Genomic DNA, 26,842 nt, shown 5'->3' with positions numbered 1-26,842 from the left:
CCATCACGCCCACCGCGGGACCGGCGAACAGCACCGAAGCCATTGGCACTCCCGTCGCCAAGCTCTTCTTCGAACCGCAGAAGACGATCGTGATGCGCTCTTCGCGGCTAAAGCCGAGCCGACGGCTCGCGTAGCTCGTAGCGGCGAGCACTGCGGCCAGCAGCAACATGTTCACCAACAGCAGCCCGGCCAGCCGGGACGGCGCGAGCTGTCCCCAGATTCCCCCGACGACGCCCTCGCTGAACGCACCGTAGACGACGATCAGGATGGAGCCGCGGTCCACGAGGGTCAGCACCTTCCGGTGCCGGCCCATCCAGCCGACAATCCAGCGGCGGGCGAGCTGACCGCCCACAAAGGGTACGAGCAGCTGGAGGACGACGTCGAGGATCTGACGTGCGAAGTCCCCTCCGCCGTGCGTCGCGTTGAGCAGGACAGCAGCGAGCAGGGGTGTGACCACGATGCCTGCCAGATTGGAGAACGTCGCGCTGCACACCGCGGCAGCCACATTGCCCCGGGCGATCGAGGTGAACGCGATCGAGGACTGCACGGTGGAGGGCAGCAGGCAGAGGAAAAGGACGCCTTGGTAGAGCTGCGGACCGAGGATGGACGGTTCAAGCAGGCTCGCGGCGAGTCCAAGCAGGGGGAAGAGGACGAAGGTCACCGCGAAGACGAGTCCGTGCAGCCGCCACTGCCGCAGTCCGTCGAGAGCCTCCCGCGGCGAGAGACGGGCGCCGTACAGGAAGAACAGCAGCGCGACCGCGGCCGTCTGGAGACCTGTGACCCCGTGGGCGAAAGCGTCCCGCGCCGGGAACAGCGAGGCTGCCACGACCGTCAGCAGGAGGGCGGTGATGAACGGGTCGAGGGGCCACCGGCGGGGCAGCGAAAGGGACAAGCGGCGGGGCATGATTCGATTTTCCCCGAGATCGGGCCTTGATCGCGAAATGCACCCTCGGCCATTCAGCGAACTCTGTAGTTCGACCCGGGATCTGGGGTAGCACTGGAATATGACGTCGATCGCAATGCGCCCCGCAGAGAAGGGCTCAGCACAGATGCGCCCCGGGCAGAAGACGGTGCAGTCCCTCGTCGATGAGCTCCGCACACGGCTCGACGGCGACGTCGACGACTCCTCCCTGGCCAAAGCCCTCTACACCTCCGACGCGACGAACTATCGGGTGGTGCCGAGCGTCGTCGTCCTCCCGCGCTCGCGGAACGATGTGCTCGTCGCGGTGGCCGCTGCGCGCGAGCGCCACGTCCCGGTCACCGTGCGCGGCGCAGGCACGTCGATGGCGGGAAATTCGATCGGGTCCGGCCTCGTGATCGACTTCTCCCGCTACCTCAACCGCATCCTGTCGGTCGATCCCGAGGCGCGGACCGCCGTCGTCGAGCCCGGCGTAGTGCTCGCCGACCTCGAGTCCGCGTGCGCGCCTCACGGCCTGCGATTCGGACCAGATCCCGCGAGCGGGACCCGCTGCACGGTCGGCGGCATGATCGGCAACAACGCGTGCGGGGCGCACGCGATGTCGTATGGGCGCACGGCGGACAACGTGCTCTCGCTGACGTGGCTCACCGGAACCGGCGAGATCGTGACAGTGTCCTCGGGGCCGGAGACGTTCGACGCCGTCCCTGGACTCGGCGACCTCGTCGACCGGCACCTATCGGTCCTGAGGAAGGAATTCGGGCGCTTCAGCCGACAGGTTTCGGGATACTCGCTCGACCATCTCCTCCCCGAGAAGGGCCGCAATCTCGCGGCGGCCCTCGTCGGGGTAGAGGGCACGTGCGGCGTCCTCCTCGAGGCCACGCTCCGGCTCGTCCCCCGCGCGAAGGGCCCGGCACTCGCCGTGCTCGGCTACCGCGATCTCGCAACAGCGGCCGACGACGTCCCGAACCTCCTGCCCTTCCATCCCCTCGCGCTCGAAGGCCTCGACACGCGTCTGATTGACGCCCTCCGGCGGGCGAAGGGTCCGGACAGCGTGCCGGACCTCCCGAAGGGTGGGTGCCTCCTGCTCGCCGAAGTGCCGGGTGACACCCCCGACGAGGCGGAGCAGGCCGCCCGCAAGCTCGTCGACACCGCTGCGACGGACCAGTCGCAGGTCCTGCCCTCGGGGGAGCAGAGCGCTCGGCTGTGGCGCATCCGCGAGGACGCCGCAGGCCTCGCGGGGCGGACCGAGAAGGGCGATCAGGCATGGCCCGGCTGGGAGGATTCGGCCGTTCCGCCCGAGCAGCTCGGCGACTATCTTCGCGCCCTCGCCGCGCTCTTGGACGAGGAAGGCCTCACCGGCATGGCGTATGGACACCTTGGCGACGGCTGCGTCCACATGCGCATCGACTTCCCGCTAGAGCAGGACGGCAACCTGATGCGGCGCTTCCTCGAGCGGGCCGCGGTGCTCGTCGCCCAGCACGGCGGATCCCTTTCGGGCGAGCACGGGGACGGTCGGGCACGTTCGGAGCTGCTCCCCGCGATGTACAGCGCTGAGGCCTTGGCCGCGATGGCCGAGTTCAAGGCGATCTTCGACCCAGAGGACTACCTGAACCCTGGCATCGTGGTGCACCCGCTGCCGGTCGACGCTGACCTTCGGCGCCCCCGCGCCGTCGAACTCCACGTCGATCGCGGCTTCGCGTTCACGCACGACGGCGGGAGCGTCACCAAGGCCGTACATCGTTGCGTCGGCGTGGGCAAGTGTCGGGCGGATCCGCGCGACAAGCGCGGGTTCATGTGCCCCTCGTACATCGCGACGCGTGAGGAGAAGGACTCGACGCGCGGCCGCGCCCGCGTGCTCCAGGAGATGCTCAACGGAAGCGTGGTGCAGCTGGGCTGGCGTTCGCCGGAGGTGCACGAGGCGCTGGACCTGTGCCTGAGCTGCAAGGCGTGCTCGACCGACTGCCCCACCGGGATCGACATGGCGATGTACAAGTCGCAGACCCTGTACGAGTCGTTCCGGGGGCGGATCCGCCCGCGGAGCCACTACTCACTGGGGCGGCTGCCGCAGTGGCTTCGTGTCGCGGCACCCTTCGCTCCGCTGGCCAACCTCATGGGCCGCATCCCACCGCTGCGTAAGGCAGCCCTCACGCTCATGGGCGCGGATTCCCGTCGCTCGCTCCCCAAGCTCCCCAAGGCGCCGTTCCGCTGGGACGTTCGCTCGCGCCGTCGTCATCCGGCGCCGGAGGGCGCGCCTCGGGTGCTGCTCTGGGTGGACTCCTTCTCCGACGGGCTCGACCCCGAGATCCCGCGCGACGCCCTCACCGTGCTCGAAGCGGCCGGTTGCGACATCGAAGTCTCGGCGGGGGAGGCGTGCTGCGGGCTCACCTATATCTCAACTGGGCAGCTCCCCGCCGCCAAGGCCCGGCTGCGAAACACCCTCGACGTTCTCATCCCGCACGTCAGGGCCGGACGGACGGTCGTGGGACTCGAGCCGAGCTGCACCGCCGTCTTTCGCTCGGACCTCCTCGAACTCCTGCCCGACGATCCGCGGGCCAAGGAGCTCGCGGGGGCCGTGAAGACTGTCGCTGAGTTCCTCACGGGAATCGAGTGGCAGCCGCCGAAGTCAGCGGAGAAGCTGCTCGTCCAGCCGCACTGCCACCAGTATTCGGTCATGGGCTACGACGCGGACCGTGCTCTCCTCGACGGGATGGGCTGCGATGTCGATGTTTCGGCGGGGTGCTGTGGGCTCGCGGGGAACTTCGGCATGGAGCAGGGGCATTACGAGGTCTCCGAGAAGATCGCGCGGGGCGGAATCCTCGCGAAGGCTGACTCGGAGCCCGAGCGGGCGATCCTTGCCGACGGCTTCTCGTGCCGCACACAGGTCGGGGACCTCGCAGGGCTGGGCAGCCGGCATCTCGTGCAGGTCCTGGCCGAGGCGCTGCGGAAGGGCGAAGCCCGGAACCCCGGCTAGGCCGCGAAACCCGAGGTAACGGACGAGACCGCAGGGGACAACCGGCGGTCTCGTCCGTTAGCTGCGGTCTCGAGTGTGCCGCTAGACCCGCACCGCCTCCAGGTCGAAGATGATGCGTCCGGCTCTGAGCGCCTTGTTCTCGAAGCTCGTGAGCACTCGGCCCTCGAACCGCGGAGCCCAGCCGCCGTCGTCGTCCGTCTCCCCGGTCGGTTCGCAGTCGACTCCCGAGGCCCATGCCGCCGTCAGTGGGCTCGCCGCCCCGGCCGACTCGCCGTCGTGCGCATTGCGGAAGTCCGGGGAGGAAGCGACGACCTCGCGCATCTGCTGCGCGTAGCCCGACCAATCGGTAGCGAGCCGCCAGACGCCCCCCGGGGCAATCACCCGGGCGGCCAGCTCCGCAAACGAATCCTTCACGAGCCTGCGCTTGTGGTGCTTCGTCTTGTGCCAAGGATCGGGGAAGAAAACCCAGAGCTCGCTCACTGAGCCCTCGGGCAGCATCCAGCCCAGCACCTCGGGCGCGTTGGCCTGCACCACCCGGACGTTCGTGAGCCCGCGCTGGCCGATCCGCAGGAGCGTGTTCGCGAGTCCCGGCCGGTAGACCTCGACCGCGAGGAAGTTCCGCTCGGGGCTGGCCTCCGCCGCGCCGACAATCGCCTCGCCGAGGCCGGACCCGATCTCGACGACGAGCGGCGCCTCGCGCCCGAACTCGGCCGCTGCGTCGAATACGTAGTCCGGATGCACGGAGGTATCGGCGACGTGCCGGGGGACGTCGACGACGAACGACGGCGCGTGCTCGTCCCACGCCTGCTGCCGGCGCCCCTGTAGACGGGTGCCTCGGCGGACGAAGCTCACCGGCTGCCGACGGTAGGTGCCGAAGGAGGCCTGGCTTCCAGGCGTGACCGGGTTGCCGGAGGGGGCCGAGGTGTCTGCGGGGGAATCGGGATGCTGCTCGCTCATCGCCCTCAAGCCTAGTGGCGCCCACCCGTCCAAGGGTCACCTAACGACGGTGCCGAGACGTCCAAGGGTCACGTCCCGACGGTGCGACCGTCGGGACGTGACCCTTGGATGGAAGGCTGGGAGAGCGCGGACGACGGCGCGTGCTCAGGCGGTGAGGTCCTTGCCCTTCGTCTCGGGGATGGACAGGACGACGGCTGCCGAGATCACGGCCATGAGCACGGCGTACCCGTTGAACATCCACGACTGCTTCACGACGTCGGTGAAGAGCGTCTGCAGGTAGGGAGCGGTTCCGCCGAACAGCGCGACGCAGATCGAGTACGGCACCCCCACGCCGACGGTCCGGATCGACGTCGGGAAGAGCTCGGCATATACCGCCGGGACGATCGAGGCGGACGCAGCGATGAACACGAGCATGACGGACATCGAGATGAACAGCTGCCACGCCGAGTCCCGCAGGAGGGCCTGCATGGGGAAGTTGAGCACGGCAGCGCCGACTGCGCTGATGAGGAGAACGGGCTTGCGCCCGATCCGGTCGCTCAGCTTGCCCCAGAGCGGAAGGGCGATGAGGAAGACGACGTTCGCGGCGACGCCCGCCCACAGCGCCTGCCCGGCGTCGATCTTGAGCGTCGTCGCAGCGTACGTCGGAGCGACGATGGCCCAGACGTAGTAGACGATTGTCAGGCCGACGGTCAGTCCGATGACCTGCAGGGCCTGCTTGCGGTGCTTGACGATCTCGGGCCAGAGCTTCGGCTTCGCGTGCGCGGCCTTGACCTCGGCTTCCTCCTCCTCGAAGATTTCGGTTTCCTTGAGCCGCGCGCGCATCACGAGGCCCCAGAGTCCGAGCAGGGCACCGACGAGGAACGGGATGCGCCAGCCGAAGGCCCCCATCTGCTCCTTTGTCAGCACGATCGTGAAGATCGCCCCCATGAGGACACCCGCAATCGTTCCGATGGTGCCTGAGAAGTAGATGAGGGTGGACCAGAGACCGCGCTTCTCCTTCGGCGCGGACTCCGCGAGGAACGTCTGGGACGAGGGGAGCTCGCCGCCGTGGGCGAGGCCCTGGATGAGACGGGCGATGAGCAGCACGAGGGAGGCGAGAGGGCCCACAGCCCCGAAGGTGGGCGCGACGGCGATGAGCAGGCTGCCGACGGCAGCGAGCCCGATCGAGAGGGTCATGGAGGTCTTGCGCCCGATCCGGTCGCCGATCCATCCGAACAGGAAGCCGCCGAAGGGGCGCGCGAGGAAGCCGACGGCGAAGACCGCCAGGGTGGAAAGGATCGCCGAGGTCGGGTCGGCAGGGTTGAAGAGCTGCTTCGAGAAGAACGGGGCGAAGGTGGCGTAGATGCCCCAGTCGTACCATTCGGCGGCGTTGCCGATTCCCGTGCTCAGGACGGTATGGGTCGTGCTGTTTCCGCGTTTCGCCCCGATGGAGGGTGCGTTCGCAGCTGCAGTTCCCGTTGCTGGTGTGGTGTTGGGGGTCATGGGTGTGTCTTTCGTAGGTGTATCCCTGGCGGTGTAGTCTCTGGCGGCTCAGCGCGCCGCGAGCTGGGCTGTCTTGGCGAGGGCGAGCTGTGCGTAGAGCGCGGCGCCGTCGGCGAGGACGGCGTCGTCGAACGTCGCGAACGGCGAGTGGTTGAACGCGCTCGTGGCGAAATCGACGCCGGCGGGTACCGCGCTGAGCCCGATGAAGCTCCCGGGCACCTCGGCGAGCACGCGTGAGAAGTCCTCAGAACCGCTGAGCGGCTGGACGAGCCGAGCGTGCCGGCCATCGAACAGTTCGGAGATGGCTGACTCGGCGAACTCCGTCTCCGCCTGGTCCGTCACGGTGAGCGGGTACTCCGCCGCGTAGCGGACCTCGACTTCGAGCCCGTGCGCGTGGGCGATGCCCTCGAGGAGGCGCGGGATCACGGTCTGCATCCGCTCGCGGTGCGCGTCTGAGAACGTGCGGATGGTCGCATCGAATTCGGCGGTTTCCGGGATGACGTTGCGCTTCGTGCCCGCCGCTAGGCGGCCGACGGTCACCACCACCGGGTCGAACATGTCGAACTGGCGGGTCACCATGGTCTGGAGCGCGAGGACCATCTCGGCTGCGACGGTCACCGGGTCCTTGGCCGTGTGGGGCGCGGACCCGTGCCCACCGGCGCCGCGAACTGTCACGAAGAGCCCGTCGGATGCGCTCATCATGACACCCGGGCGGGTGACGAACTGCCCGTGCGGGGCCATCGACGAGAACACGTGCATGCCGAACGCCGCGTCAACGCGTCGCCCCGCGGCGTCGAGCACGCCTTCGCGGACCATGACGCTCGCGCCGTCGTACCCTTCCTCGCCCGGCTGGAACATGAAGACGACGTCGCCGGCGAGCCTGTGCCGGTTGTCGGCAAGGAGGGTCGCGGCGCCCAGAAGCATCGAGGTGTGGAGGTCGTGCCCGCACGCGTGCATCGCGCCGTCGATCCGCGACGTGAAGTCGACTCCTGTGCGTTCCTGGACCGGCAGCGCGTCCATGTCCGCGCGGAGCAGGACCACGGGCCGCTCGCTCGAGGATGCGGGTTCCCCGATGGAAGGCGCGGATGACGACGACGGCGCGCCCCCGTCGTCGGACGTCTCGCCGGCGGTGCCGCGCAGCACCGCGGTGACGGACGTCGTGTCGGTGCCGGTGGACACCTCGAAGCCGAGGGCGTCGATCGCCGCAAGAACCTTCTCCTGCGTGCGTGGCAGGTCGAGGCCGATTTCGGGTTCCTGGTGGAGCGCATGCCTCCACTGGTTGAGCTCCCCGCGCAGTCCTCGTGCCTCGGCCGTCAGCTCCACTGTGCCTCCTCGGTTTCCCGTCGTTCCCGTCGATCCCGTCGTTCCGGACGGGACGAATGTGGCGTGCGCCACTTTCTCTCCAATGCCAGCAAGTGTGCGGGAGGGTCTAGTGATTTCAAGGCAGCCTGCAATAATCGCTCATATGAACTCCGGCACCCAGCGTTTTCCCTCATGGGGATCTCCCGTGGTCGAGTTCTCGGAGGAGGACCTCGCGCTCCTGCACGGCCTGCAGATCGCTCCCCGTGCGCCGTGGCTCGAGGCGGCCGAGATCTTGGGCGCCCACCCGGCGACCCTCGCGCGCCGCTGGGAGCGACTCCGCTCGGCTGGTCTCGCCTGGATCACGGCGCACCTCAAGGGGGACCCGGCTGAAATGGTCCTCGCGTTCGTCGACGTCGAGTGTGCGCCCGGCGGGCGGGACGCGGCGACGGCGTCGCTTGCGGCGATCCCGGAGGTCCAGACGATCGACGTCGGCGCGAGCCATCCGGACCTCGCCCTCACGGTCTTCGCAGAGTCGCTCGTCGAGTGCAGCGAAACGGTCATCCCGCTCATCGCCGAAGCCCCCGGCGTCCGTCGCGTGCAGACCCATCTCTGCACGCGCCTCCATTCGGGAGGGCACTCGTGGCGCCTCGCTGCCCTCGACCGAGCTCAGATCGCCGCGTTCTCGAAACTCGCCCAGATCGAGCCGTTCGCGGGCCGCGTTCCGGCCGCGTGCTACGACCTCCTCCCGATCCTCGCGAGGAACGGCAGGGCCAGCGCGGCGGATATCTCGCGCGAGCTCGGCCGGAGCCCCGCTACGGCGCACCGTCAGCTGTCCCGTGTCCTCAGCAGCGGCATGCTCTCGTTCCGGTGCGAGGTCGCGCAGGCCCGTGCTGGGTATCCCGTGGCGTGCAAGTGGCTCGCGAAGGTCCCGCCCGGCCAGCATGCCGCCGCGGCAGCGGCGATTGGCGGCCTGCGGAACCTGCGCCTCGTCGCCTCGACCACCGGCCAGACGAACTTCACGATCATGATGTGGCTCCGCACCGTCGCCGACGTCATGACGGCGGAGCTGGCACTTCAGGAGCGCATTCCCGGGATTGAGCTTGTCGAGAGCATCGTGATGCTCCGCGCCGTGAAGCGGGTCGGCGTCATGCTCCGACCGGACGGGACGACGACCGGCGAGCTGGTTGCCGCGCCGGCCCTGATAGACTAGGGAACGTTGCGCACTTCGACCGGGCTCTTCTCGACGGTCTTATTCAAGCCCAACAAGCGTCGATGAACGCGTTGACAGGCCCTCCCGCTCGCTAATGCGCTTGCGGAACAGAGGTCCGGCTCCTTTCCTCGGCGAACCCCGCGACGCCGACGTGGCCCGTGGGACGATCCGATGCTGGAGCTGCCTTACCCATGCCTGCCCCCACCTTTGCCGAGCTCGGCGTGCCCGCCGTCCTCGATCACACGCTCGCTGCCCAGGGCATCGAGTCCCCGTTCCCCATCCAGACGGCTACGCTGCCGGACACCCTTGCAGGGCGTGACGTGCTCGGTCGTGGCCGCACTGGCTCCGGGAAGACGCTTGCGTTTGCGATCCCGCTTGTGACCCGCCTCGACGCGGCCGGGGCCGCCGTCGTCCGTGTCGCGCGCCGCCCGCTCGGACTCGTGCTCGCCCCCACCCGCGAACTCGCGACCCAGATCAACGCCACAGTCGAGCCTCTCGCCCGAGCCGCGGGGCTCACGACGACGGTCATCTACGGCGGCGTCTCCCAGATGCGCCAGGAGCGCGCGCTCAACGCGGGCGTCGACATCGTCATCGCGTGCCCCGGCCGCCTTGAGGACCTTGTGCGCCAGGGTCTCGTCGACCTCGGCCATGTCAAGATCACCGTGCTCGACGAGGCAGACCACATGGCGGATCTCGGATTCCTTCCGGTCGTCAAGCGCCTTCTCGACAAGACTCCCAAGGACGCCCAGCGGCTCCTCTTCTCGGCGACCCTGGACAACGGCGTCGACGCCCTTGTGAAGCGCTACCTCCACAACCCGCTCACCCACTCGCTGGACGAGGCGCGTGCCGCCGTCACGACCATGGAGCACCACGTTTTCGTCGCCGCCGACGCCGGTGCGAAGAAGAACCTCGTGCATGCGCTGGCCTCAGGCCGGGGCCGCCGCGTCCTCTTCATGCGGACCAAGCACCACGCGAAGCGCCTCGCGAAGCAGTTGACACAGGCTGGCATCCCCGCCGTCGATCTCCACGGCAACCTCTCGCAGAACGCGCGCGACCGGAACCTCGCGGACTTCTCGTCCGGAGCTGTGCGCGTCCTCGTGGCGACCGACGTCGCTGCCCGCGGCGTGCACGTCGACGATGTCGAACTCGTGGTTCACGTCGATCCGCCGGCCGAGCACAAGTCGTACCTGCACCGCTCGGGTCGCACGGCGCGTGCGGGGTCCGAGGGTGCCGTGGTCACCGTTGCGCTGCCCGAGCAGCAGCAGGAGGTTCGCCAACTGCTGCGTCACGCGGGAGTGAAGGTTGAGTTCCAGCCCGTCACGTCGTCGTCTGCCGCCGTGACGGAACTCGTCGGAGAGCCCGCCGAGTACGTCGACCCAGCGGAGCGCGAGGCCGCCGTCGCGGCGAAGCAGCCGCGCCAGGGCGGTGGGACGTCGACCGGTGCGAATGCGCAGCGCAAGCGGTCGCGGCGTGGGCGCGGCGGTTCGGGCGCGGGGACTTCCGAAGGCCGCAGCGCGTCGCCCCAGCGGACGACGGCGCGGCGAGCGACGACGCCGGGCAAGGCGGCTGAGCAGGGCTCGGCGCAGCGCACGACGACGCGCGCTGCCCAGGGCAAGCCCGCCGGGCATGGGTCGGCGTCGAAGAAGGCCTCGCCTGCGTCGAAGGCCTCGACGGCGCATCAGGCCCCTACTCGCTCCGCCGGTCAGGGTGCCGCGCCGACGTCGACCCCGGCTCGCCGCGGCCCGCGCCGCGCCGGGGCTCCGGCCTCGAACACTCGCCGGGGCTGAGGATCTGCTGCGTTCTCCGTGGTCTCAGCGCCGGCACCGAGCCTGACGCGTGGGGCCACGGAGACGGCCCTTCCTGACACTTAGCTATCTGCAACTCGTGCAAATCTCTCCTTGAGCGACCACTACTGCGGTGGTCGGGAACGGGAGAGAACGCGATGCCGATTTCCGCGGGCACTCGCTCATATTCCGGGACGGACGCGCCTTCAACGATCTGCGAGGAATCCAGATGGTGCCGGGCTGGAACTGGGACGACGAGATTTCCAGCGTTTGGGGCTGAAGAATGACGCTCACAGCCGGAGGCCTACGCGTCTTTCGGGCGGCGTTCGTGCTGGCGGCGGCTGCCCTCGCCGCCACGTCGTGTTCGCCGGCGACCAGAACCCCTCCTCCTCCGCAGGAATCACCGCTACCCGCTGTGGATCGCGCCGTCGCAGCCGATGTTCGGGCCTCTTTGAACGAGGCGACGGGGGAGGTCTTCCTCCCGATGGACAAATACTGGTACTCCGACCGGGAAAACACGCTCGTGAACGAAGCTGTGGGATATCTCATCGAGGACTGCGTTAAGGCCTCGGGGCACACGATTCGTCCGTCGCGCGGCTACCGGAAGGTGTTCCAAGACGCCACCTACGGGCAGTGGTCACGTGTACTGGCAGCCAAGAACGGGACCGAACCGGTAATTCGTGTGGTCCCGGGACTGACTGAAGGTCGCGAGTACCAGGTCAGCGCCGCCGACGATCAGGCCACGACCGAGTGCTCACTGCGCGTTGACCGCGCAGGCTTTCCCGAGCTCCTTGCCGGACTAGGCGGCGACTTCTCCGTCCAGCAACGCATTCATCAGGTTGCCCAGGTTCTAACGGAGCGCGACCCTGAGTATCTCCGATATCGCGCCGATTGGGAGACCTGTGTTGCAGGCAAGGGGCTGAAGGTGGTCGATACGTGGGGCATAGCGTCAGGCTCCAATAAGGAAGACGACATCCGGCTGGCCCTCCTCGACATCGAATGCAAGGAGTCGAGCGGGGGTGCGAGGACGCCGTATGACATCGTTGCTCAGTACCAAGCTGCCCAGATGAAGGACCATCAGGGTGAGCTCAACGCGCTTGCCGAGCAGAAGGCCGCAGCCGTGGAGCGGGCACGAAAGGTCCTTCGCGAGCATGGAATCGCCGACGCGAAGCTCAATGAGGTTCCCAACTCCAAAGTCTACGGACTCTCGGATGCCAAACTCTGACGCGGGGCTGGGGACGGCGATGAGACGAGTTCCGCGGTGGTGGCTCGTCCCGATCGTGGCGTTGGTGGTCGTAGCTGGGCTCGTTGGGGCCTATTTCGCTGGAGCGGTCGCCGCGGAAGGCGTGGCTCCGGAGCAAACCACTACTTCTGCCGTGCCGGTCTCCGCTGCTGTGGAGCGGCGAGCCGTGGCGAAGCAGGTGGCTGTAGCCGGGAAAGTAGTCGCAGGCGCTCAGGTCGCGGTCACCGCGAGTGCGCCGCCCGGCGTCGACCGCCTCGTCGTCACTTCAGTCGCGAAGGCGGTCGGCGACGATGTTGCCCCCGGCGACCTCCTCGCCGTCGTCTCCGGGCGCCCAGTCTTGGTCCTTCAAAGCCGCGTCCCGCTCTACCGAGACCTCGCGGACGGTGACAAGGGTCCGGATGTGACCGAGCTGCAGGAAGCTCTTGCTGCCTTGGGTCATCCATGCACTGCCACAGGAACGTTCGACGCCGCGACCCAACGCGCCCTCTCCAAGTTCTACGCGGCAGCGGGGAGCACGGCGCCAGCCGCTGATTCAGCCTCGAAGGCGGCATTTCGCTGGAGAGAATTCGTCCAGCTTCCCGGAGACAGGGGAAAGCTCTCGTCCATCTCGCACGCCGGAACGGTCCTCGAAGACGGGACCGTGGCCCGTATCACGATCGCAGACGATGCAATCGTGGCCCGCGCTGATCTCCTCCAGGCCGAGTCCTTCCCTGTGGGCACGCCGGCGACGGTACGGGCAGGATCGGCCGTCCTCGAGGCGAAGGTGGCCCAAGTGAGTGGCTTCAAGGACGGCGATCCGAACCAGAAGGAGGTGCCGGGGAAGGACCTCATGCTGCCCTTGCCGCCCGGGACCGCGGGTTTCGCGCCGGATCAGTCGGTCACCGTCACCGCGGGACCTCGTGCCTCTGAATCTCTAGCGGTCCCGCTGATTGCCATCCGCCAGGAGGGAGGAACGGCATATGTCGAGGTTGAGTCTGGGACAGGTTCCCGAAGGGTGGGAGTTAAGGTCACAGCCCAGACGGACGGGTGGGCAGCCTTGGCGGACATGGAGGGGCTTTCCCTTGGCGATCGGGTAAGACTGCCATGAGCAGCGAACAACTGAGACCGGGCGAGGCAGCGCCTCCGTCGCAGGCAGTGCTGAGCCTGCGTGGCGTCTCGCGCGAGTTCCCTGGTGCGAAGGCCCTCACAGGAGTAGATCTTGAGATCCACGAGGGAGAGTTCGTTGCGATTGTCGGACCTTCGGGCTCAGGCAAGTCGACGCTCCTGAACGTCCTCGGACTGCTGGACACGGCGACCCACGGCACTTACAGCGTTCATGGCACTGATGCTGCCCGGTTCGGTGAGCGGCAGCGCACCGAGGAGCGCGCACAGACTTTTGGGTTCGTGTTCCAGGACTCCCACGTGGTCGGGCGCGATTCGACAGCCCGCAATGCCGTGCTCGGCCTGCGCGCCCGAGGGGTCAGCTTAGGCGTCCAGAAGCGTCTCGTGCGTCCTATTCTCGAACGGTTCGGACTCGGTCATCGCGCCGGTACCCCAGCATCCCTGCTCTCGGGAGGCGAACGGCAGCGCCTCGCCATCGCGCGGGCTGTTATCGGGTCTCCCGAGGTGGTTCTCGCCGACGAGCCGACAGGGAGCCTGGACACCGCCAATGGCGAGACCGTCCTCCGCCATCTGCGCGAGCTTCATCGCAACGGAACGACAGTCATCTTGGTGACCCACGATCCTGCAATAGCCGCCTCCGCCGACCGCGTGGTGACGATGCGAGACGGGGCCGTGGTGAGCGACACCGGAACTGCGCGGCTAGCGGAACGGCAGAATGGGCATGCGGCGGGGAAGGACGCGCGCGGAGAGCGACTTGTACGCCGACGTCGGGACGAACTCGTCGACGTCGTTGCCGATTCTCTTTCCGCGCTCACCGTCCGGCCGGCAAAAGCGCTCCTTCTCGTCCTCGCCTTCCTCTTGGGCAGTGGTGGTCTTGTCGCGGCGATCGGGCTCAGCGAGAGCGCAGCGGTCAAGGTCTCGTCGAGGATCGACGCCGCGGCCAGTGATGAGGTCCGCGCGAACCGGGAAGCGGGGTACGGCTCCTGGGGCGAGGCTGCCGCCGACGTCAGCCGTGTTAAGAGCCTCGTCGGCGTTCGAGGAGCGGGCGTCGTCGCTGACCTCTCTTCCTCGGTGGTCAACCCCTCGACGTTTCGCCCGGAATCGTTCCTTGGACAGCCTGCCTTCAACGGGGCTGTGCGCATCGCGGACTCTGAATATCTCCGCATCCAAGGGGCCAAGGTCACCCACGGGGATGTGGCCCTTCTCGACCACTCCTTTGGCAGCCCGATTGCCTTGCTCGGCGCCGACGCGGCCCGGCGGCTCGGAGTCGCGAAGCCCGGTCCCGGCGTCGTCGTATGGCTCTACGGCGAGCCGGTCCCGGTGGTGGGCGTCATCGAGGATCCCGGCCGGGACCCCGTCCTCAGCGGTTCTGTCGTCGTCGGTGTTGGTTCATATCCCGTCATGGACCGGATCGCCGCAACTCTTGTCCTGCGAACGGCTCCGGGGATGCCAGCCGCGCTTGCGGACGCGTTGCCCAAGGCGCTCAGCCCGGCCCAACCGAGTGACGTGAAGGTGCAGACCGTCGCGGACCTGCGCGAGCTCAAACACGGTGTCAACGATGACCTCGGCCGGCTCGTCGCCATCGTCTCGATCGTCTTGCTCGCGATCGCCTGCCTGAGTGCCGGGACCACGATGTACTTGGGGGTCCTGGGGCGAACAGGAGAGATAGCGCTCCGGCGTGCCTTGGGCATGCGGAGGGCGGCGATCGCGGGCATGTTCCTCGTGGAAGGCGCTGTCGTCGGCCTCGTGGGTGGCGCAGCAGGGGGAGCGGTGGGGATGATCGCCGTTCTCGCTTACGCCCAGAGCGAAGGGTGGGCTCCTGTCATTCCCTGGTACGCCGCAGTCTGGGGGATCGCTTTGGGCCTGGGCAGCGGGGTGGCGTCTGCCGTCCATCCCGCCGTCGTCGCATCCCGAGCCAACCCCGCCCAGCTGATCCGGGGATGATCATCAGACGCGGTGAGACAAATGTCAGTGGGCGCGGGCAGACTGGACCCATGAAGACCCTGCTAAATGTGATCTGGTTCGTCTTCGGCGGCTTTGTGCTCGCCCTCGGCTACTTCCTGGCTGGCATCGTGTGCTGCCTCCTCGTCGTCACGATCCCGTGGGGCATCGCGGCATTCCGCATTGGGACCTACGCGCTCTGGCCGTTCGGCCGGACGGTCGTTGACCGGCACGAGCGGCCGGGCGTAGCGACAGAGCTGGGCAATATCATCTGGCTCCTCGTAGCGGGAATCTGGATCGCGATCGGCCACGTTGCCACCGCCATTGCCATGGCGGCCACGATCGTCGGGATCCCTCTGGCCGTCGCGAACATCAAGCTCATACCCGTCTCGCTGTTCCCCCTCGGCAAGCGGATCGTTCCGTCGAAGAGCCTCCTGCCCACCTACAGCCACTGAACCCGTGACAATACCCGGAACCCCCGGGTACTAACACAACTGTGTTCCAGAGCACTTTGTGACAGCGAGCCTCTCCGGCTATAAGTTGGGTACGACTAAGGAGGCCCCATGCCGGAAATCGATCCTTCGTACGCGGGGGAATGGCACTTTGACCCAGCCCACACGCGCCTTGGATTCTCGACCCGCCACGCCATGGTCACGAAGGTCCGTGGATCCTTCAACGATGTCGAGGGCGTCATCAATGTCGATGCCGAGGACCCGACCGCCTCGACGGTCAGCATCACCATCAAGGTCGCCAGCATCGACACGCGCAACGCCCAGCGCGACGAGCACCTTCGCACCAACGACTTCTTCGATGCCCCGCATTATCCCGAGATCACGTTCGTGAGCAAGCGGATCGATCAGGTGGAGGAGAACAGCTTCATCGTGAGCGGCGATCTCACGATCCGCGGCGTTACGAAGGAGATCGCCATCCCGCTCGAGTTCATCGGGGTCGAGCGGGATCCGTTCGGCAATCTCCGCGCCGGCTTCGAGGGTTCCCGCCGCATCGACCGGAAGGACTTCGGCGTGAACTGGAACGCAGCCCTCGACTCTGGCGGAGTGCTCGTCTCCGACCGCATCCTCCTCGAGTTCGAGATCTCAGCGGTCAAGACCGAGGCGTCCCAGAACTAGTCGATGGACGCGAACGAGGCGCCCGTGGGTCCGGCTCAGGCCGAACCGGCGGGCGCCTTCGTCGTGGTTGCGTTCGTCGAACCCACCAGAGTGGGCGTCCCGTTCAGCAAGCGGCACTGGCCGCTCCACGTCACGCTCCTGCGGTTCGACGCGCCTCGGGTGCCCGCGCTCGAGGCCGTGGGCCGTGCCATCGCGGCCGACGACGGCCCGATTCCCGTCGTCGTCGGAGCCGACGCCGACTTCGGCTATCGGGGGAGGGTGCGAGTGTCACTCGTCGAACCCGAGCCCCGTCTCCAGGCGGTGCACGACCGGATCGTCGCGGAGGTTTCGGCGGTGCTCGAGGCGGGCGCTGGGAGGATTCACAGCCCGCAGCACACAGGGCGGGGTTTCCGGCCGCACATCAGCGTTCAAGGAGAGAGGCGCGTTCACTCTGGGGACAGGCTGATCCTCGACAACTTTGCGCTCGTGGACATGGCGCCCGACGGCGACACCTCGGTTCGCGTTTCGGTCGCCGCGTGGGGCGAGGGCGCCGAGCGAGGCGTGCGCGGGACCTAGCGGATCAGGCTCGGCTGCCCTGCTGCGGATCGCGGAGATGTGCGAGCTCTCCGCGCAGGTTCAGGAGTGCTTGGGCCAGCCAGAGCGTGCGTCCACGCTGAGTGTGGAAAAGCGGGTCCAAGCCGAGTAGCTGATCGAGGACCGACGCGCGTCCCGCCCGGAACAGCTCGTCGGGCACCTGCGCATACTCGGCCCGCACTTGTTCCGTGTACCGGAGGTAGCCCTTGGGCTCCCTGCCCAGCACCGAAAGGTCCGCATCGCACAGGAGCTGCCCGCCGTCGTCGTACGCCTGGGGACGGTGATCAGCGGTGAGCCGGACGAGCCGCGCCACCTCACCGACCTCCGCGGGGGCGAGGCCCGCATCTCGCAACCGCGACTCCGCGAGCAGCGCGGAATCCTCCTCGTCGCGCCCCGCGCTCCCGGTATGCACTGCGTCGTGGAACCATGCGGCGAGTTCGACGGCGCGGGGTGCTGGGCGTTCGCCGGTGAGCTCGTCGAGGGCCGCTAGGACGGCGAAGAGGTGCGCCCCTGTGTGGTACCGGCGGTGCGGCTCGGACCAACGCTCGAGCAGCTCGTCGCCGAGCCCATTCCGGCCCGGAAGGAGCCTCTCCCACCTCTGCGCAAGCGGTGTGGCGAGCGACTTTGCCCGCTCGCGTGCGGGCACGCGGAGGCCGGACGCAATGAGTGTGCGGGTGAGGGTCTTCCCGTCGACAGGGAGTGCCCCCCTCCGGACCAAGTCGGCATGCCGCCGCTCCGGCACGTCGTAGTGGTCCTCGTCGAAGGCCCGCTCAGGAATCTCCGCAGCTGCGGCGAAGGTGTGCAGCTCGGCGAGGGATGTGTCCGAGACGAGGTGTGCGAAGACGGTCCCGTGTGCGGGCCACATCGGGGTGTCGATGAGGATGGCCATGGGGTCCATTGTGGCCCCGGGAAGGAAACCTTCGAGTTGCCGTTGAGACTTGAGCGGACTACACTCAACTTAGGTGCGTTGACCTAAGTAAGAACTATGCCCTTCAGTAGGAAGTGCGCTTTCAAGTCCGGTAGCAGGGGGAAGGAGCTCGCATTGGACGTCAAATTCACCACCAAGAGCCAGGAGGCGCTCTCGGCCGCAGCGATGAACGCCTCGACGGCCGGTAATCCGCAGGTCGAGCCCGCCCACCTGCTCAAGGCCCTCATGGACCAGCGGGATGGCGTCGCCGTCGCCCTTCTCCGGGCAACCGGGGCGGACCCCGATGCCGTGAGCGTCGCGGCGAGCACCGCCATCAAAGCGATGCCCTCGACTTCGGGCAGCACCGTTGCCCAGGCCCAGCTGAGCCGGCAGGGCCTGCAGGTCATCCACGTTGCCCAGCAGGAATCTGAGCAGATGGGGGACAGCTTCGTCTCCACCGAGCACCTTCTGCTCGGGCTGGCGGCCGACGGCGGGGCGGCCGGCAAAGCGCTCCGGGACGCCGGGGCGACGCTAGAGTCGCTCAAGGCGGCGCTTCCGGGGGTGCGAGGCGACCGCAAGGTCGACAGCCCGGATCCGGAGAACACCTTCCAAGCCCTCGAGAAGTACGGCACTGACCTGACCGCTATTGCCCGTTCCGGCAAGCTGGACCCGGTCATCGGCCGCGACTCCGAGATCCGCCGCGTCGTCCAGGTCCTCTCGCGTCGCACCAAGAACAACCCGGTGCTGATCGGCGAGCCAGGCGTCGGCAAGACCGCCGTCGTCGAGGGTCTCGCCCAGCGGATCGTGGCGGGCGACGTCCCGGAGAGCCTGCGCGGCAAGACACTCATCGCGCTCGACCTCGGCTCCATGGTGGCTGGCGCCAAGTACCGCGGCGAGTTCGAGGAGCGGCTCAAGGCGGTCCTCGAGGAGATCCGCAGCTCCGAGGGGCAGATCGTCACGTTCATCGACGAGATCCACACGGTCGTCGGCGCGGGCGCAACCGGGGATTCGTCCATGGACGCGGGCAACATGCTCAAGCCCATGCTCGCCCGCGGCGAGCTGCGGCTCATCGGTGCCACCACGCTTGACGAGTACCGCGAGAACATCGAGAAGGACGCCGCCCTCGAGCGGCGCTTCCAGCAGGTATTCGTTGGCGAGCCCAGCGTCGAGGACACGATCGCGATCCTCCGGGGCCTCAAGGAGCGGTACGAGGCGCACCACAAGGTTGCCATCGCCGACTCGGCGCTCGTGGCTGCCGCCTCGCTGTCGAACCGGTACATCTCGGGCCGGCAGCTTCCTGACAAGGCCATCGACCTCGTCGACGAAGCGGCCTCGCGGCTCCGCATGGAGATCGACTCCGCACCGGAGGAGATCGACCAGCTGCGCCGCGCCGTCGACCGCCTCACGATGGAGGAGCTCGCCCTCGATGGCGAGACTGACGAGGGGTCGATCGAGCGCCTCGCCGCCATCCGCGAGGACATGGCGAACAAGAAGGAGGAGCTCGCGGCCCTCAACTCCCGTTGGGAGGCTGAGAAGGCCGGCCTCAACCGGGTCGGTGAGCTCAAAGCGAAGCTCGACGAACTCCGCTCGCTTGCGGACAAGGCGCAGCGCGAGGGCGATCTCGCGGAGGCCTCGCGCATCCTGTACGGCGAGATCCCGACGCTCGATCGCGAGCTCAAGGAGGCCTCCGCGGTTGAAGAGCAGGTGAGCGGCAAGGCGAAGATGGTGGCCGAGGAGGTCACCGCCGACGACATTGCCGAGGTCATCTCGGCCTGGACCGGCATCCCGGCGGGGCGCATGCTCCAAGGCGAGAGCCAGAAGCTCCTCCACATGGAGGAGGAGCTCGGCAAGCGGCTCATCGGGCAGAAGAAGGCGGTCGAGGCCGTCTCGGACGCCGTCCGCCGCGCCCGTGCGGGCATCAGCGACCCGAACCGGCCGACCGGCTCGTTCCTGTTCCTCGGCCCAACTGGCGTCGGCAAGACCGAGCTCGCGAAGGCCCTCGCGGACTTCCTGTTCGACGACGAGCGCGCCATGGTGCGGATCGATATGAGCGAATACTCCGAGAAGCACGCGGTCGCGCGGCTCGTCGGGGCACCTCCGGGATACGTCGGCTACGAGGAGGGCGGCCAGCTCACCGAGGCCGTGCGGCGCCGGCCGTACTCGGTGATCTTGCTCGACGAGGTCGAGAAGGCCCACCCTGAGGTCTTCGACATCCTGCTCCAGGTGCTCGACGACGGCCGGCTCACTGACGGCCAGGGGCGGACGGTGGACTTCCGCAATACGATCCTTGTCCTGACCTCGAACCTCGGCAGCCAGTTCCTCGTGGACCCCGACCTCAGCGAGGCCACCAAGCGCGATGCGGTCATGGGTGTGGTGCACTCCTCGTTCAAGCCGGAGTTCCTCAACCGGCTCGACGACGTCATCATGTTCGATCCGCTCTCGGTGGACGAACTCGCCCGGATCGTGCAGCTCCAGGTCGATTCGCTGCAGCAGCGACTCCACGAGCGCCGCCTCACCCTCGACGTCACCGATGGCGCTCGCGCGTGGCTGGCGATGACGGGGTACGACGCCGCTTACGGCGCCCGTCCTCTTCGTCGGCTCGTTCAGCGCGAGATCGGCGATCGGCTCGCGAAGGAGCTCCTCTCTGGGGAGATCGCCGACGGCGACACGGTGCTTGTCGACGTCGCGGACGTCTCGGTCGACCTCCAGGACCTCACCGGCGCGACGAGCGGCCTGAGCGTCACTCGGAAGGCTCCGGCGTCCCAGGAGGCATAGTCTCCGTTCAGTGGTCACCTCCCGCGGGTTTGCCTCGGTTCAGTGGTCAACTCCCGCGGGTTGAGCCCCGTTCAGTGGTCACCTCCCGCCGGAGGTGACCACCGAACGACGGCGGCGGGAGCCCGTCGTCGTCCGCTGACCGCCGTCCTCAGGGCAGGAATGTCGCCGTGAGCGTGTTGCCCTTGGTGCTCTCCACGAAGCAGTCGACGCGGCGGTCCCCAGCCGACCAGCTGCCCTGGCTCGGAAACGCGTTGCGTTGCCGGAGCGCGCTCGTGTCCTGGGGGAGTGTGAGCTGCGTCTGGCGGCAGAGGTCCGAAGCGCGCTGTTCGAGCGCATCCTTGCCGGGGTAGGAATCGCCGGGGCCGTACATGGCCGTTGCGACGAGCTGGGCCGAGTGGGCCTCGGTGCACGGGACGAGTCGGTTCGCCTCCGCGTTGGCGTCGAAATTGGCGAAGCAATCGCCAGTCTTGTAGCTGGCGGAAGGGGTCAGCCCTTCGGCGGCGGGGGCGGCCACAGACGTCTCACTTTTCGCGCTTAGCGAAGAGGCAAGGGCCCAGATGATCAAGAGAACGACGACGACGCCGCCCGCACCGAGGACCTTGCCCCATGGTGTGGAGGGGAGGCGGGGGCTCCGGGGAGCCCGACGCGGACGCTCGGGAATCCGGATTTGGCGCCGCGTCAGGGGCTCGCTCGGTTCCCTCAACGGGTGGCCGTACTGACCCTGCGCGCTCTCCATGCCGAATGATGCCCTTCCGACGTTCTCTCGAGGACCGAGGGCCCAGTGCAGTGCTGGCCCTCACATGCCGTGGGCCGCGCACTTCGCGAATACGCAGGCGGCCGCAATTACATGTAGTCTAGACCTACGACAAATTGATCAATGACTCCGGGGCCTCGCGAGCCTGCCTTCGCGACTACCTCCGGGACGAGGCAAAAGAGGGGGTCACGCCATGGGGCGCGGCCGTCAAAAGGCTAAGGCAACCAAGCAGGCTCGGGACATCAAGTACTACAGCCCGAACACTGACTATGCGGCACTTCAGCGCGAACTCGGCGCTTCGAGCAGCCACTCGCATCATGACGCAGACGACCTCGAGCCGGACTACTCCGACTACGAGGACAAGTATGCGGATCAATTTGAGGACGACGACGAGGGATCTCGACAGACGGGCTGACCCCTGCTCATGAGCGAGGTCGCTGATCGTGAGGGTGATCCGGCGGTAGCGCGAGCCCATGCGGCGGCTCTGCGATCCATCGCCCGAGAAGTCGTCGAGACGGTCGAACCACAGGATCCTTCCGAGGCCCGTTCTGGCCTCTTGTCAATGCTGGGCGGCGGCGGAGTCATGGCCTTGACCGGAGCGGGCGTATCGACCGCGTCCGGGATTCCGGATTATCGCGGACCGCAGGGATCATGGCGCAAGCATCGGCCTATGACGTATCAGGAGTTCCGCCACGATCCGGCGGCGCGCCACCGGTACTGGGCCCGCAGCTTCGTAGGCTGGCGGCACATAGACAGGGCCCGCGCCAATTCGGCTCATAGGATTCTCGCTCAGCTCGAGACTCGGGGTGTTCTGCTTGGTGTCGTGACCCAGAACGTTGACGGGCTGCACGCCGCTGCCGGATCGCGGAACCTTGTGTCGCTTCACGGCGACCTCGACAAAGTCGTGTGCCTCAACTGCGGCAACGTCGAGGGACGGGCAAACCTTGACGAGCGGCTGGCTCAGGCCAACCCGGGATACGCCGAGGCCGTGCGCCTCGATCCCAGGACGGTGAACCCCGATGGCGACGTTGAGCTGCCGCAGGCCTGGGTCGACAGGTTCCGCATGGTGGGGTGTCTTGTGTGCGGCTCAGTGGAGCTCAAACCGGACGTGGTCTACTTCGGCGAGAGCGTGCCGATCGAACGGAAGGAGCGGGCGACGGCGATGCTCGCCCAAGCGCGAAGCCTCCTCGTGCTCGGCTCATCCCTCGCGGTCATGAGCGGCTTTCGCTTCGTGCTGGATGCCGTCCGGGACGGCAAGCCGGTCGGCATCGTCAACGCGGGGCCGACTCGGGGGGACAGGCGCGCGCATTGGCGTTGGCGCTCGGACGTGGGCGAAGCCTTGGAAGACCTGGCCTCGTCCCTCTAGCCCACCACGTCCCTCTAGCCCCAACGCCCACGAAGCGTTCCGGCCCAAACCCCCAACCACCTACCGTTTCGGGTACGCCAACTTTCCTCTGGGCGCATCTCGGGTACGCCAACTCTCATCCGGGCGCATCTCGGGTGCGCGAACGGTCTTCAGGGACATCGGCCCCCAAACGTTGGCGTACCCGAAACGTTGAGAGGGGGGTGTGAAGTCTCGGGACTGAATGGACACTTCTGTCGCAGGTGAGTGTGGACAGTGTGTCTCACGGGTCCGTGGACAGTTGGCGGTTCTGGTCGGCTCATGAGCGTCTATGAGCCCGATCCGAAGTTCCGTCTGAAGCTGGCCGTTGGCCGGCAATCGTACCCCCGCGGCCGAGCCCCCCATCCCCGCCCGAGCCCGCCGCAGCCCTCCTCGAGCCCCGGATCGCCGTCCGCACCGGCAGCCGGCCCAAAAGGGGTCATCACCGTCCTGAACTGCACTTCCTCCTCGGGGCCGCCTGGGCCGGCAAACGCGTGCGCGTCGTCTACGACGAACGCACCGTGGCGTTCTTCGACGAGCAGGGCACCGAGATCCTCGCCCACCCCAGACCGCCCGAGGGCACCAGATTCGTCTCCCGCAGCGGCCTCAAGCACCCCGCCCCACCCAAAGCGCCCACACTCACGTGAGACATGAACTGTCCACACTCACGCGAGACATGAACCGTCCACGATCACCTGAGACATCACAGGGCAGTGGAGGGGAGTAGCTGTACCCGCAAGGGCGGTGGAGGGGAGTAGCTGTACCCGAAACGGTGGGGGAGGGTGCGCCACGGGGGGCCGTGTCGGCCTATGTCGGTGCAGGTCAATACGATGGTCAACATGGATCAGCGTTCACTGCGGGGTTCGGCCCTCAAAGGACTCGGGCACTACCAGCCCGCGAACATAGTCACCAACGACGATCTGGCCCGGAGGGTCGAAACGAATGACGAGTGGATTCGCACTCGTACCGGAATCCGGGAGCGACGCATCGCCTCTGAGTCCGAGACCGTGGTCGACATGGCGTCGGCAGCCGCTCGGATGGCGCTGGAGGACGCGCGGATCGATGACGTTTCGCTCGTCGTAGTCGCCAGCACGACCTTGATGGACCGGAGCCCGAACTCGGCTGCTCGGGTCAGCGCAGAGCTCGGCCTTTCCGGTCCGGCGGTGCTCGATATCAACACGGCATGCTCGGGATTCGAGTACGCGCTCGCGCTTGCCGATCAGGCCATCAGTATGGGCACGGCCGAGCACGCGCTCGTGATCGGTGCCGAGAAGCTCTCGGGGGTGACCGATTGGACCGACCGACGTACATGCGTGCTCACGGCCGATGGCGCCGGCGCCGTCGTCCTCGGCCCCTCGCCTGAGCCCACCATCTCTCCGGTGGTGTGGGGATCGGTCCCCGAGATGCTCGAAGCCGTGGTGATCGACAAGGAGACCCAGCTCTTTTCGCAGGACGGCCGCAGCGTCATGCGCTGGGTGCTCACCGAGGCTGCGGACCAGGCGAAGCGCGTCTTGGACCGAGCCGGGCTCACTCCCGCGGACATTGACGTCTTCGCGTTCCATCAGGCGAACCTCCGGCTCCTTGAACCGCTCGCCCGCGCGCTCGGTGTCACTGACAAGCAAGTTCTGATCCGGGACATCGAAGAATCGGGCAACACTTCGGCAGCGAGCGTTCCGCTCGGTCTCTCGAAGGCATGGCACCGCGGCGAACTTCCGCGCGGCGGCCGCGCATTCCTCTTCGGTTTCGGAGGCGGCTTCACCTTCGCCGGCCAGGTTGTGACGCTGCCGAACTAGGCAGAGTCGCGCCGGGAGCGAGTCCGGGGAGTCAGCTTTCCTTGTGGGGCTGCGGCCCATCTTCGCTGACATCGGCTGAACCGGGATCCTCATTGGAGGACGGTTTCTCGAAGGTGACGTCGATCCGCTCGAAGCCTTTGAACCGCTGTGCCTTGGCCTGCCGCGTGTAGGACTTCCGGTCTCCCGCCGTGAGGTCCACCTGATCGGTGAACGGAGTGAGGAGGGCGCGAGGGTGGAGCCTGTCGACCCGGACGACGTTCGCCTCGACGCACAGGACGATTGCGACCGCTGCGAGGTAGAGGAAGGCGAGCAGGCCGAGGACGACGGCGAACACGCCGTTCATTTCGCTGGCCCGCCTGACGACTTGCGCGACATAGATGGGACCGACGGACTGCAGGAGTTGCCACGCGATCGCGGCTCCGACCGCCCCCGGGAGGACCTGCCTCACGGTGAGGGGGCGGACTGTGCCGATGCGAAAGGCGAGGATGAATGCCCCCGCGTTCACGGCGACAGACAGGGCCAGGAAGACTGCCCGGCCTGCGGCGCCAAGGGCATCCGCAAAGCCTCCGAGGGCAGAGAGGATGGTCGTGCCCAGAAGTGCCAGGCCAACGGTGCCCAGCAGGAGGAGGCTGCGCCCGCGCGACTTGAACGGATCGGGCCGGCTGTTGCGAGGGATCGACCAGGCTGTATTCATGGCGTGCTGGATGGCCTGGGCCACTCCGATTCCGCCGTACAGGGCGCCGAGGATGCCGATGACGACGCCGACCGTCCCGCCGCCGAGCCCCTTCGGTTGGGAGAGCTGCGATCCGATGACGGGGAATTCGGCCAGCGCTGAGGTCATGACCGCGGTCCTGAGTTCTGGGTCGCCGGAGAGGACGAAGCTGAGCAGCGTCGAGAGAAGCAGGAGCAGCGGGAACAGCGAGACGAACGCGTAGTACGTGATCAAGGCCGCGAGGAACGGCCCCTGATCGTCGATGTACTTGTACAGCACGGCCAACGGGTATCCGACCCACGGATGCCTCTGCTGGAGCGCGTCGAATCGCCCAACGGATCCCATCGCCAGCCTCCCTCCCCCCGCTCCCGGTCCGGCCGTCGTCGGCCGCGGTGAACCTTCCTGCCCATCCTGCCGCATTGCCTCCGCAAGGAAGCGGCGAGACATGGGTTGAGCCGCTAACGGCCGTTGAGCTTCGCCAGCAGAAGGGCCTCCGCGAGGATCGAGCGGCGCAGCTCGTCCAGATGGACTGATTCGTCTTCGCCGTGGGCCCTCGAATCGGGGTCCTCCGCGCCCGTGATCAGGATCTGAGCCTTCGGAAAGTGCTGGCGCAAGGCTGAGACGAGCGGGATTGAGCCGCCCACCCCAGCTCGAACGGGGGCAGCACCCCACGACTCCTGCATGGCCCACAGCGCATCGCTGACTGCCGGCGACGAGGGATCTGCGGCGTAGGGCATGCTCGCTCTCCCCGACGTGACGATCACTTCGGCGCCGGCGGGCGTGTGGCTGCGCACGTGCCGGCGGATTGCGTCCATGGCGTTCTCCGGGCTGTCTCCGGGGGCGATCCGGAGGCTGAACTTCGCTCTGGCATTAGGCACGAGGGTGTTGGACGCGGTGGCGACCGCGGGCGCGTCGAGGCCGATGATCGCGAGGGCCGGCTTCGTCCAGAGCCTCGACGTGATGGTGCCGTTCCCCGCGAGCCGGACCCCCGGCGGGACAGCCGCATCGGCTCGGAACGTTTCCTCATCGATGTCCCGGTCGGTGCCGTCGCCGGTCACGAGGCCCTCGACCGCAACGGCACCCGTCGCGTCATGGAACGTTGCCAGAAGCTTCGCCAGGAGCGTGACGGCGTCCAAGACAGGACCTCCGTAGGTCCCCGAGTGAAGCGCGTGGCTCAGGGACCGGAGCTCGATGGTTCCGTCGACGAGGCCGCGCAGGCTGGTCGTGAGGGCGGGCACGCCGATCTTCCAGACCCCAGAATCCGCCACGACGATGACGTCGCTCTTCAGAACCGCCGCATGCTCCGCCAAGAACGCTTCGAGGGTCGCGGACCCTGATTCCTCTTCGCCTTCTATGAAGAGAGCGATTCCCAGCCCGAGACCGTCGCCGAGCACCTCCCGGAGGCAGCGAAAGGCCGCGAGGTGTGTGACTACGCCCGATTTGTCGTCCGCGGCCCCGCGGCCCCACAGCCGTCCGCCTCGTTCCTCAGGGGTGAAGGGCCCCGAAGTCCACAGTGCCGGGTCCCCGGGAGGCTGGACGTCGTGGTGAGCGTAGAGCAGGACCGTGGGCCACCCCGGCTTGGGGAGGTGGCGGGCGACGACGGCGGGGGCACCGGGCGTGCCGTCTGGCGCTTTCGCTGAGAGGATTTCGACATGGGGGAAGCCGGAGGATTCGGCGAGCGCGGCGACGAGGCCGGCGCTGCGAGCAAGGTGCGCGGGATCGAATTCCGGCCAAGCGATGCCGGGTACGGCTACCAGGGCCTTCAGCTCGTCGACCATGCGGGAGTAGTCAGCGTCCACGCTCTCACGGAGCAACTTCACGGGCACGCGTTGAGGGGCCATGCGCTTCAGCCTAGCCGCGGCGCTGCTTCCTCCCGCGATATTGGCCGCTCATTGATTCACCTTTGGTTT

General features: G+C 67.6%; 22 protein-coding genes. 14 read left to right on the top strand and 8 right to left on the bottom strand.

Annotated features, from left to right (window positions below; genetic code table 11):
- The coding region (locus LK10_RS06870) for a bile acid:sodium symporter family protein (RefSeq protein ID WP_052207041.1) at positions 1-904 on the bottom strand (904 nt) is incomplete at its 3' end.
- A gap of 100 nt (positions 905-1,004) precedes the next feature.
- Here LK10_RS06870 and LK10_RS06865 point away from each other — a divergent pair.
- Entirely contained in the window at positions 1,005-3,890 is a 2,886-nt protein-coding gene (locus LK10_RS06865; protein WP_081998339.1) for an FAD-binding and (Fe-S)-binding domain-containing protein, read from the top strand.
- Positions 3,891-3,971: 81 nt separating this feature from the next.
- Here LK10_RS06865 and trmB read toward each other — a convergent pair whose 3' ends face one another.
- The 3 genes from trmB to LK10_RS06850 all read right to left on the bottom strand — a co-directional run bounded on the left by trmB (position 3,972) and on the right by LK10_RS06850 (position 7,652).
- Positions 3,972-4,847, bottom strand: coding sequence for a tRNA (guanosine(46)-N7)-methyltransferase TrmB (trmB, locus tag LK10_RS06860; protein ID WP_043121431.1), 876 nt, complete (start codon positions 4,845-4,847; stop codon positions 3,972-3,974).
- A 144-nt stretch (positions 4,848-4,991) separates the two neighbouring features.
- Entirely contained in the window at positions 4,992-6,329 is a 1,338-nt protein-coding gene (locus LK10_RS06855) for an MFS transporter (protein WP_081998338.1), read from the bottom strand.
- 48 nt (positions 6,330-6,377) lie between these two features.
- Positions 6,378-7,652 (bottom strand): M20 metallopeptidase family protein, encoded by a 1,275-nt coding sequence (locus tag LK10_RS06850; RefSeq protein WP_043121428.1) that lies wholly within the window; start codon positions 7,650-7,652, stop codon positions 6,378-6,380.
- Positions 7,653-7,794: 142 nt separating this feature from the next.
- Between LK10_RS06850 and LK10_RS06845 the strand changes: the two genes are divergently transcribed.
- The 8 genes from LK10_RS06845 (at position 7,795) to LK10_RS06810 (ending at position 16,592) form a co-directional block, all read left to right on the top strand.
- The gene (locus tag LK10_RS06845; protein WP_043121425.1) at positions 7,795-8,841 is read left to right on the top strand and encodes an Lrp/AsnC family transcriptional regulator; all 1,047 of its coding nucleotides are present in this window, start codon (positions 7,795-7,797) and stop codon (positions 8,839-8,841) included.
- A 191-nt stretch (positions 8,842-9,032) separates the two neighbouring features.
- Positions 9,033-10,628, top strand: a complete 1,596-nt coding sequence (locus tag LK10_RS06840) for a DEAD/DEAH box helicase (RefSeq protein WP_043121422.1) — start codon at positions 9,033-9,035, stop codon at positions 10,626-10,628.
- Positions 10,629-10,908: 280 nt separating this feature from the next.
- Complete coding sequence (locus LK10_RS06835; RefSeq protein ID WP_156144074.1) at positions 10,909-11,850, top strand: hypothetical protein; 942 nt, start codon at positions 10,909-10,911, stop codon at positions 11,848-11,850.
- A complete protein-coding gene (locus LK10_RS06830; protein WP_156144073.1) occupies positions 11,837-12,955 on the top strand; it encodes a peptidoglycan-binding domain-containing protein in 1,119 nt (372 codons plus the stop codon). The genes LK10_RS06835 and LK10_RS06830 overlap by 14 nt, the downstream gene beginning before the upstream one ends.
- Positions 12,952-14,913 carry an ABC transporter ATP-binding protein/permease gene (locus tag LK10_RS06825; RefSeq protein WP_043121416.1) on the top strand — a complete coding sequence of 654 codons (1,962 nt, stop codon included), beginning with the start codon at positions 12,952-12,954 and terminating at the stop codon, positions 14,911-14,913. Before LK10_RS06830 ends, LK10_RS06825 begins: the two co-directional genes overlap by 4 nt.
- A gap of 50 nt (positions 14,914-14,963) precedes the next feature.
- A complete protein-coding gene (locus tag LK10_RS06820) occupies positions 14,964-15,365 on the top strand; it encodes a YccF domain-containing protein (protein WP_043121413.1) in 402 nt (133 codons plus the stop codon).
- A gap of 108 nt (positions 15,366-15,473) precedes the next feature.
- On the top strand, positions 15,474-16,037 hold the full coding sequence (locus LK10_RS06815) for a YceI family protein (RefSeq protein ID WP_043121410.1): 564 nt from the start codon (positions 15,474-15,476) through the stop codon (positions 16,035-16,037).
- Positions 16,038-16,040: 3 nt separating this feature from the next.
- Positions 16,041-16,592 (top strand): 2'-5' RNA ligase family protein, encoded by a 552-nt coding sequence (locus LK10_RS06810; RefSeq protein WP_052207040.1) that lies wholly within the window; start codon positions 16,041-16,043, stop codon positions 16,590-16,592.
- A gap of 4 nt (positions 16,593-16,596) precedes the next feature.
- On the opposite strand, the gene LK10_RS06805 is transcribed toward LK10_RS06810, so the two are convergent.
- Positions 16,597-17,499 carry a DUF4031 domain-containing protein gene (locus LK10_RS06805; RefSeq protein ID WP_043121408.1) on the bottom strand — a complete coding sequence of 301 codons (903 nt, stop codon included), beginning with the start codon at positions 17,497-17,499 and terminating at the stop codon, positions 16,597-16,599.
- Between the two features lie 153 nt (positions 17,500-17,652).
- Here LK10_RS06805 and clpB point away from each other — a divergent pair, with 153 nt between their 5' ends.
- The gene (clpB, locus tag LK10_RS06800; protein WP_043121406.1) at positions 17,653-20,292 is read left to right on the top strand and encodes an ATP-dependent chaperone ClpB; all 2,640 of its coding nucleotides are present in this window, start codon (positions 17,653-17,655) and stop codon (positions 20,290-20,292) included.
- 148 nt (positions 20,293-20,440) lie between these two features.
- On the opposite strand, the gene LK10_RS20780 is transcribed toward clpB, so the two are convergent.
- The gene (locus tag LK10_RS20780) at positions 20,441-21,028 is read right to left on the bottom strand and encodes a septum formation family protein (protein ID WP_052207039.1); all 588 of its coding nucleotides are present in this window, start codon (positions 21,026-21,028) and stop codon (positions 20,441-20,443) included.
- A 211-nt stretch (positions 21,029-21,239) separates the two neighbouring features.
- Between LK10_RS20780 and LK10_RS06790 the strand changes: the two genes are divergently transcribed.
- The 4 genes from LK10_RS06790 to LK10_RS06780 all read left to right on the top strand — a co-directional run bounded on the left by LK10_RS06790 (position 21,240) and on the right by LK10_RS06780 (position 24,220).
- The gene (locus LK10_RS06790) at positions 21,240-21,461 is read left to right on the top strand and encodes a DUF3073 domain-containing protein (protein ID WP_043121405.1); all 222 of its coding nucleotides are present in this window, start codon (positions 21,240-21,242) and stop codon (positions 21,459-21,461) included.
- 9 nt (positions 21,462-21,470) lie between these two features.
- Positions 21,471-22,412, top strand: coding sequence for a Sir2 family NAD-dependent protein deacetylase (locus LK10_RS06785; protein ID WP_043121404.1), 942 nt, complete (start codon positions 21,471-21,473; stop codon positions 22,410-22,412).
- Positions 22,413-22,921: 509 nt separating this feature from the next.
- Positions 22,922-23,074 (top strand): hypothetical protein, encoded by a 153-nt coding sequence (locus LK10_RS21785; protein WP_156144072.1) that lies wholly within the window; start codon positions 22,922-22,924, stop codon positions 23,072-23,074.
- A gap of 192 nt (positions 23,075-23,266) precedes the next feature.
- Complete coding sequence (locus LK10_RS06780) at positions 23,267-24,220, top strand: beta-ketoacyl-ACP synthase III (protein WP_197061874.1); 954 nt, start codon at positions 23,267-23,269, stop codon at positions 24,218-24,220.
- A 31-nt stretch (positions 24,221-24,251) separates the two neighbouring features.
- On the opposite strand, the gene LK10_RS06775 is transcribed toward LK10_RS06780, so the two are convergent.
- Together LK10_RS06775 and LK10_RS06770 are read right to left on the bottom strand one after the other, a co-directional pair.
- A complete protein-coding gene (locus LK10_RS06775) occupies positions 24,252-25,277 on the bottom strand; it encodes a YihY/virulence factor BrkB family protein (protein WP_052207038.1) in 1,026 nt (341 codons plus the stop codon).
- Between the two features lie 113 nt (positions 25,278-25,390).
- Complete coding sequence (locus LK10_RS06770) at positions 25,391-26,773, bottom strand: M20/M25/M40 family metallo-hydrolase (RefSeq protein WP_043121401.1); 1,383 nt, start codon at positions 26,771-26,773, stop codon at positions 25,391-25,393.
- Positions 26,774-26,842 lie beyond the last annotated feature (69 nt).

The organism is Sinomonas humi (genome assembly GCF_000802235.1).
GTDB lineage: Bacteria > Actinomycetota > Actinomycetes > Actinomycetales > Micrococcaceae > Sinomonas > Sinomonas humi.
This window is presented reverse-complemented; position numbering and strand designations above follow the sequence as displayed.

Excerpts from the sequence above, each read along its gene's own strand:
- LK10_RS06865 (WP_081998339.1), top strand. The coding sequence starts at position 1,005 with ATGACGTCGATCGCAATGCGCCCCGCAGAGAAGGGCTCAGCACAGATG.
- trmB (WP_043121431.1), bottom strand. The coding sequence starts at position 4,847 with ATGAGCGAGCAGCATCCCGATTCCCCCGCAGACACCTCGGCCCCCTCC.
- LK10_RS06855 (WP_081998338.1), bottom strand. The coding sequence starts at position 6,329 with ATGACCCCCAACACCACACCAGCAACGGGAACTGCAGCTGCGAACGCA.
- LK10_RS06845 (WP_043121425.1), top strand. The coding sequence starts at position 7,795 with ATGAACTCCGGCACCCAGCGTTTTCCCTCATGGGGATCTCCCGTGGTC.
- LK10_RS06840 (WP_043121422.1), top strand. The coding sequence starts at position 9,033 with ATGCCTGCCCCCACCTTTGCCGAGCTCGGCGTGCCCGCCGTCCTCGAT.
- LK10_RS06835 (WP_156144074.1), top strand. The coding sequence starts at position 10,909 with ATGACGCTCACAGCCGGAGGCCTACGCGTCTTTCGGGCGGCGTTCGTG.
- LK10_RS06830 (WP_156144073.1), top strand. The coding sequence starts at position 11,837 with ATGCCAAACTCTGACGCGGGGCTGGGGACGGCGATGAGACGAGTTCCG.
- LK10_RS06825 (WP_043121416.1), top strand. The coding sequence starts at position 12,952 with ATGAGCAGCGAACAACTGAGACCGGGCGAGGCAGCGCCTCCGTCGCAG.
- LK10_RS06820 (WP_043121413.1), top strand. The coding sequence starts at position 14,964 with ATGAAGACCCTGCTAAATGTGATCTGGTTCGTCTTCGGCGGCTTTGTG.
- LK10_RS06815 (WP_043121410.1), top strand. The coding sequence starts at position 15,474 with ATGCCGGAAATCGATCCTTCGTACGCGGGGGAATGGCACTTTGACCCA.
- LK10_RS06810 (WP_052207040.1), top strand. The coding sequence starts at position 16,041 with ATGGACGCGAACGAGGCGCCCGTGGGTCCGGCTCAGGCCGAACCGGCG.
- LK10_RS06805 (WP_043121408.1), bottom strand. The coding sequence starts at position 17,499 with ATGGCCATCCTCATCGACACCCCGATGTGGCCCGCACACGGGACCGTC.
- LK10_RS20780 (WP_052207039.1), bottom strand. The coding sequence starts at position 21,028 with ATGGAGAGCGCGCAGGGTCAGTACGGCCACCCGTTGAGGGAACCGAGC.
- LK10_RS06790 (WP_043121405.1), top strand. The coding sequence starts at position 21,240 with ATGGGGCGCGGCCGTCAAAAGGCTAAGGCAACCAAGCAGGCTCGGGAC.
- LK10_RS06785 (WP_043121404.1), top strand. The coding sequence starts at position 21,471 with ATGAGCGAGGTCGCTGATCGTGAGGGTGATCCGGCGGTAGCGCGAGCC.
- LK10_RS06780 (WP_197061874.1), top strand. The coding sequence starts at position 23,267 with ATGGATCAGCGTTCACTGCGGGGTTCGGCCCTCAAAGGACTCGGGCAC.
- LK10_RS06775 (WP_052207038.1), bottom strand. The coding sequence starts at position 25,277 with ATGGGATCCGTTGGGCGATTCGACGCGCTCCAGCAGAGGCATCCGTGG.
- LK10_RS06770 (WP_043121401.1), bottom strand. The coding sequence starts at position 26,773 with ATGGCCCCTCAACGCGTGCCCGTGAAGTTGCTCCGTGAGAGCGTGGAC.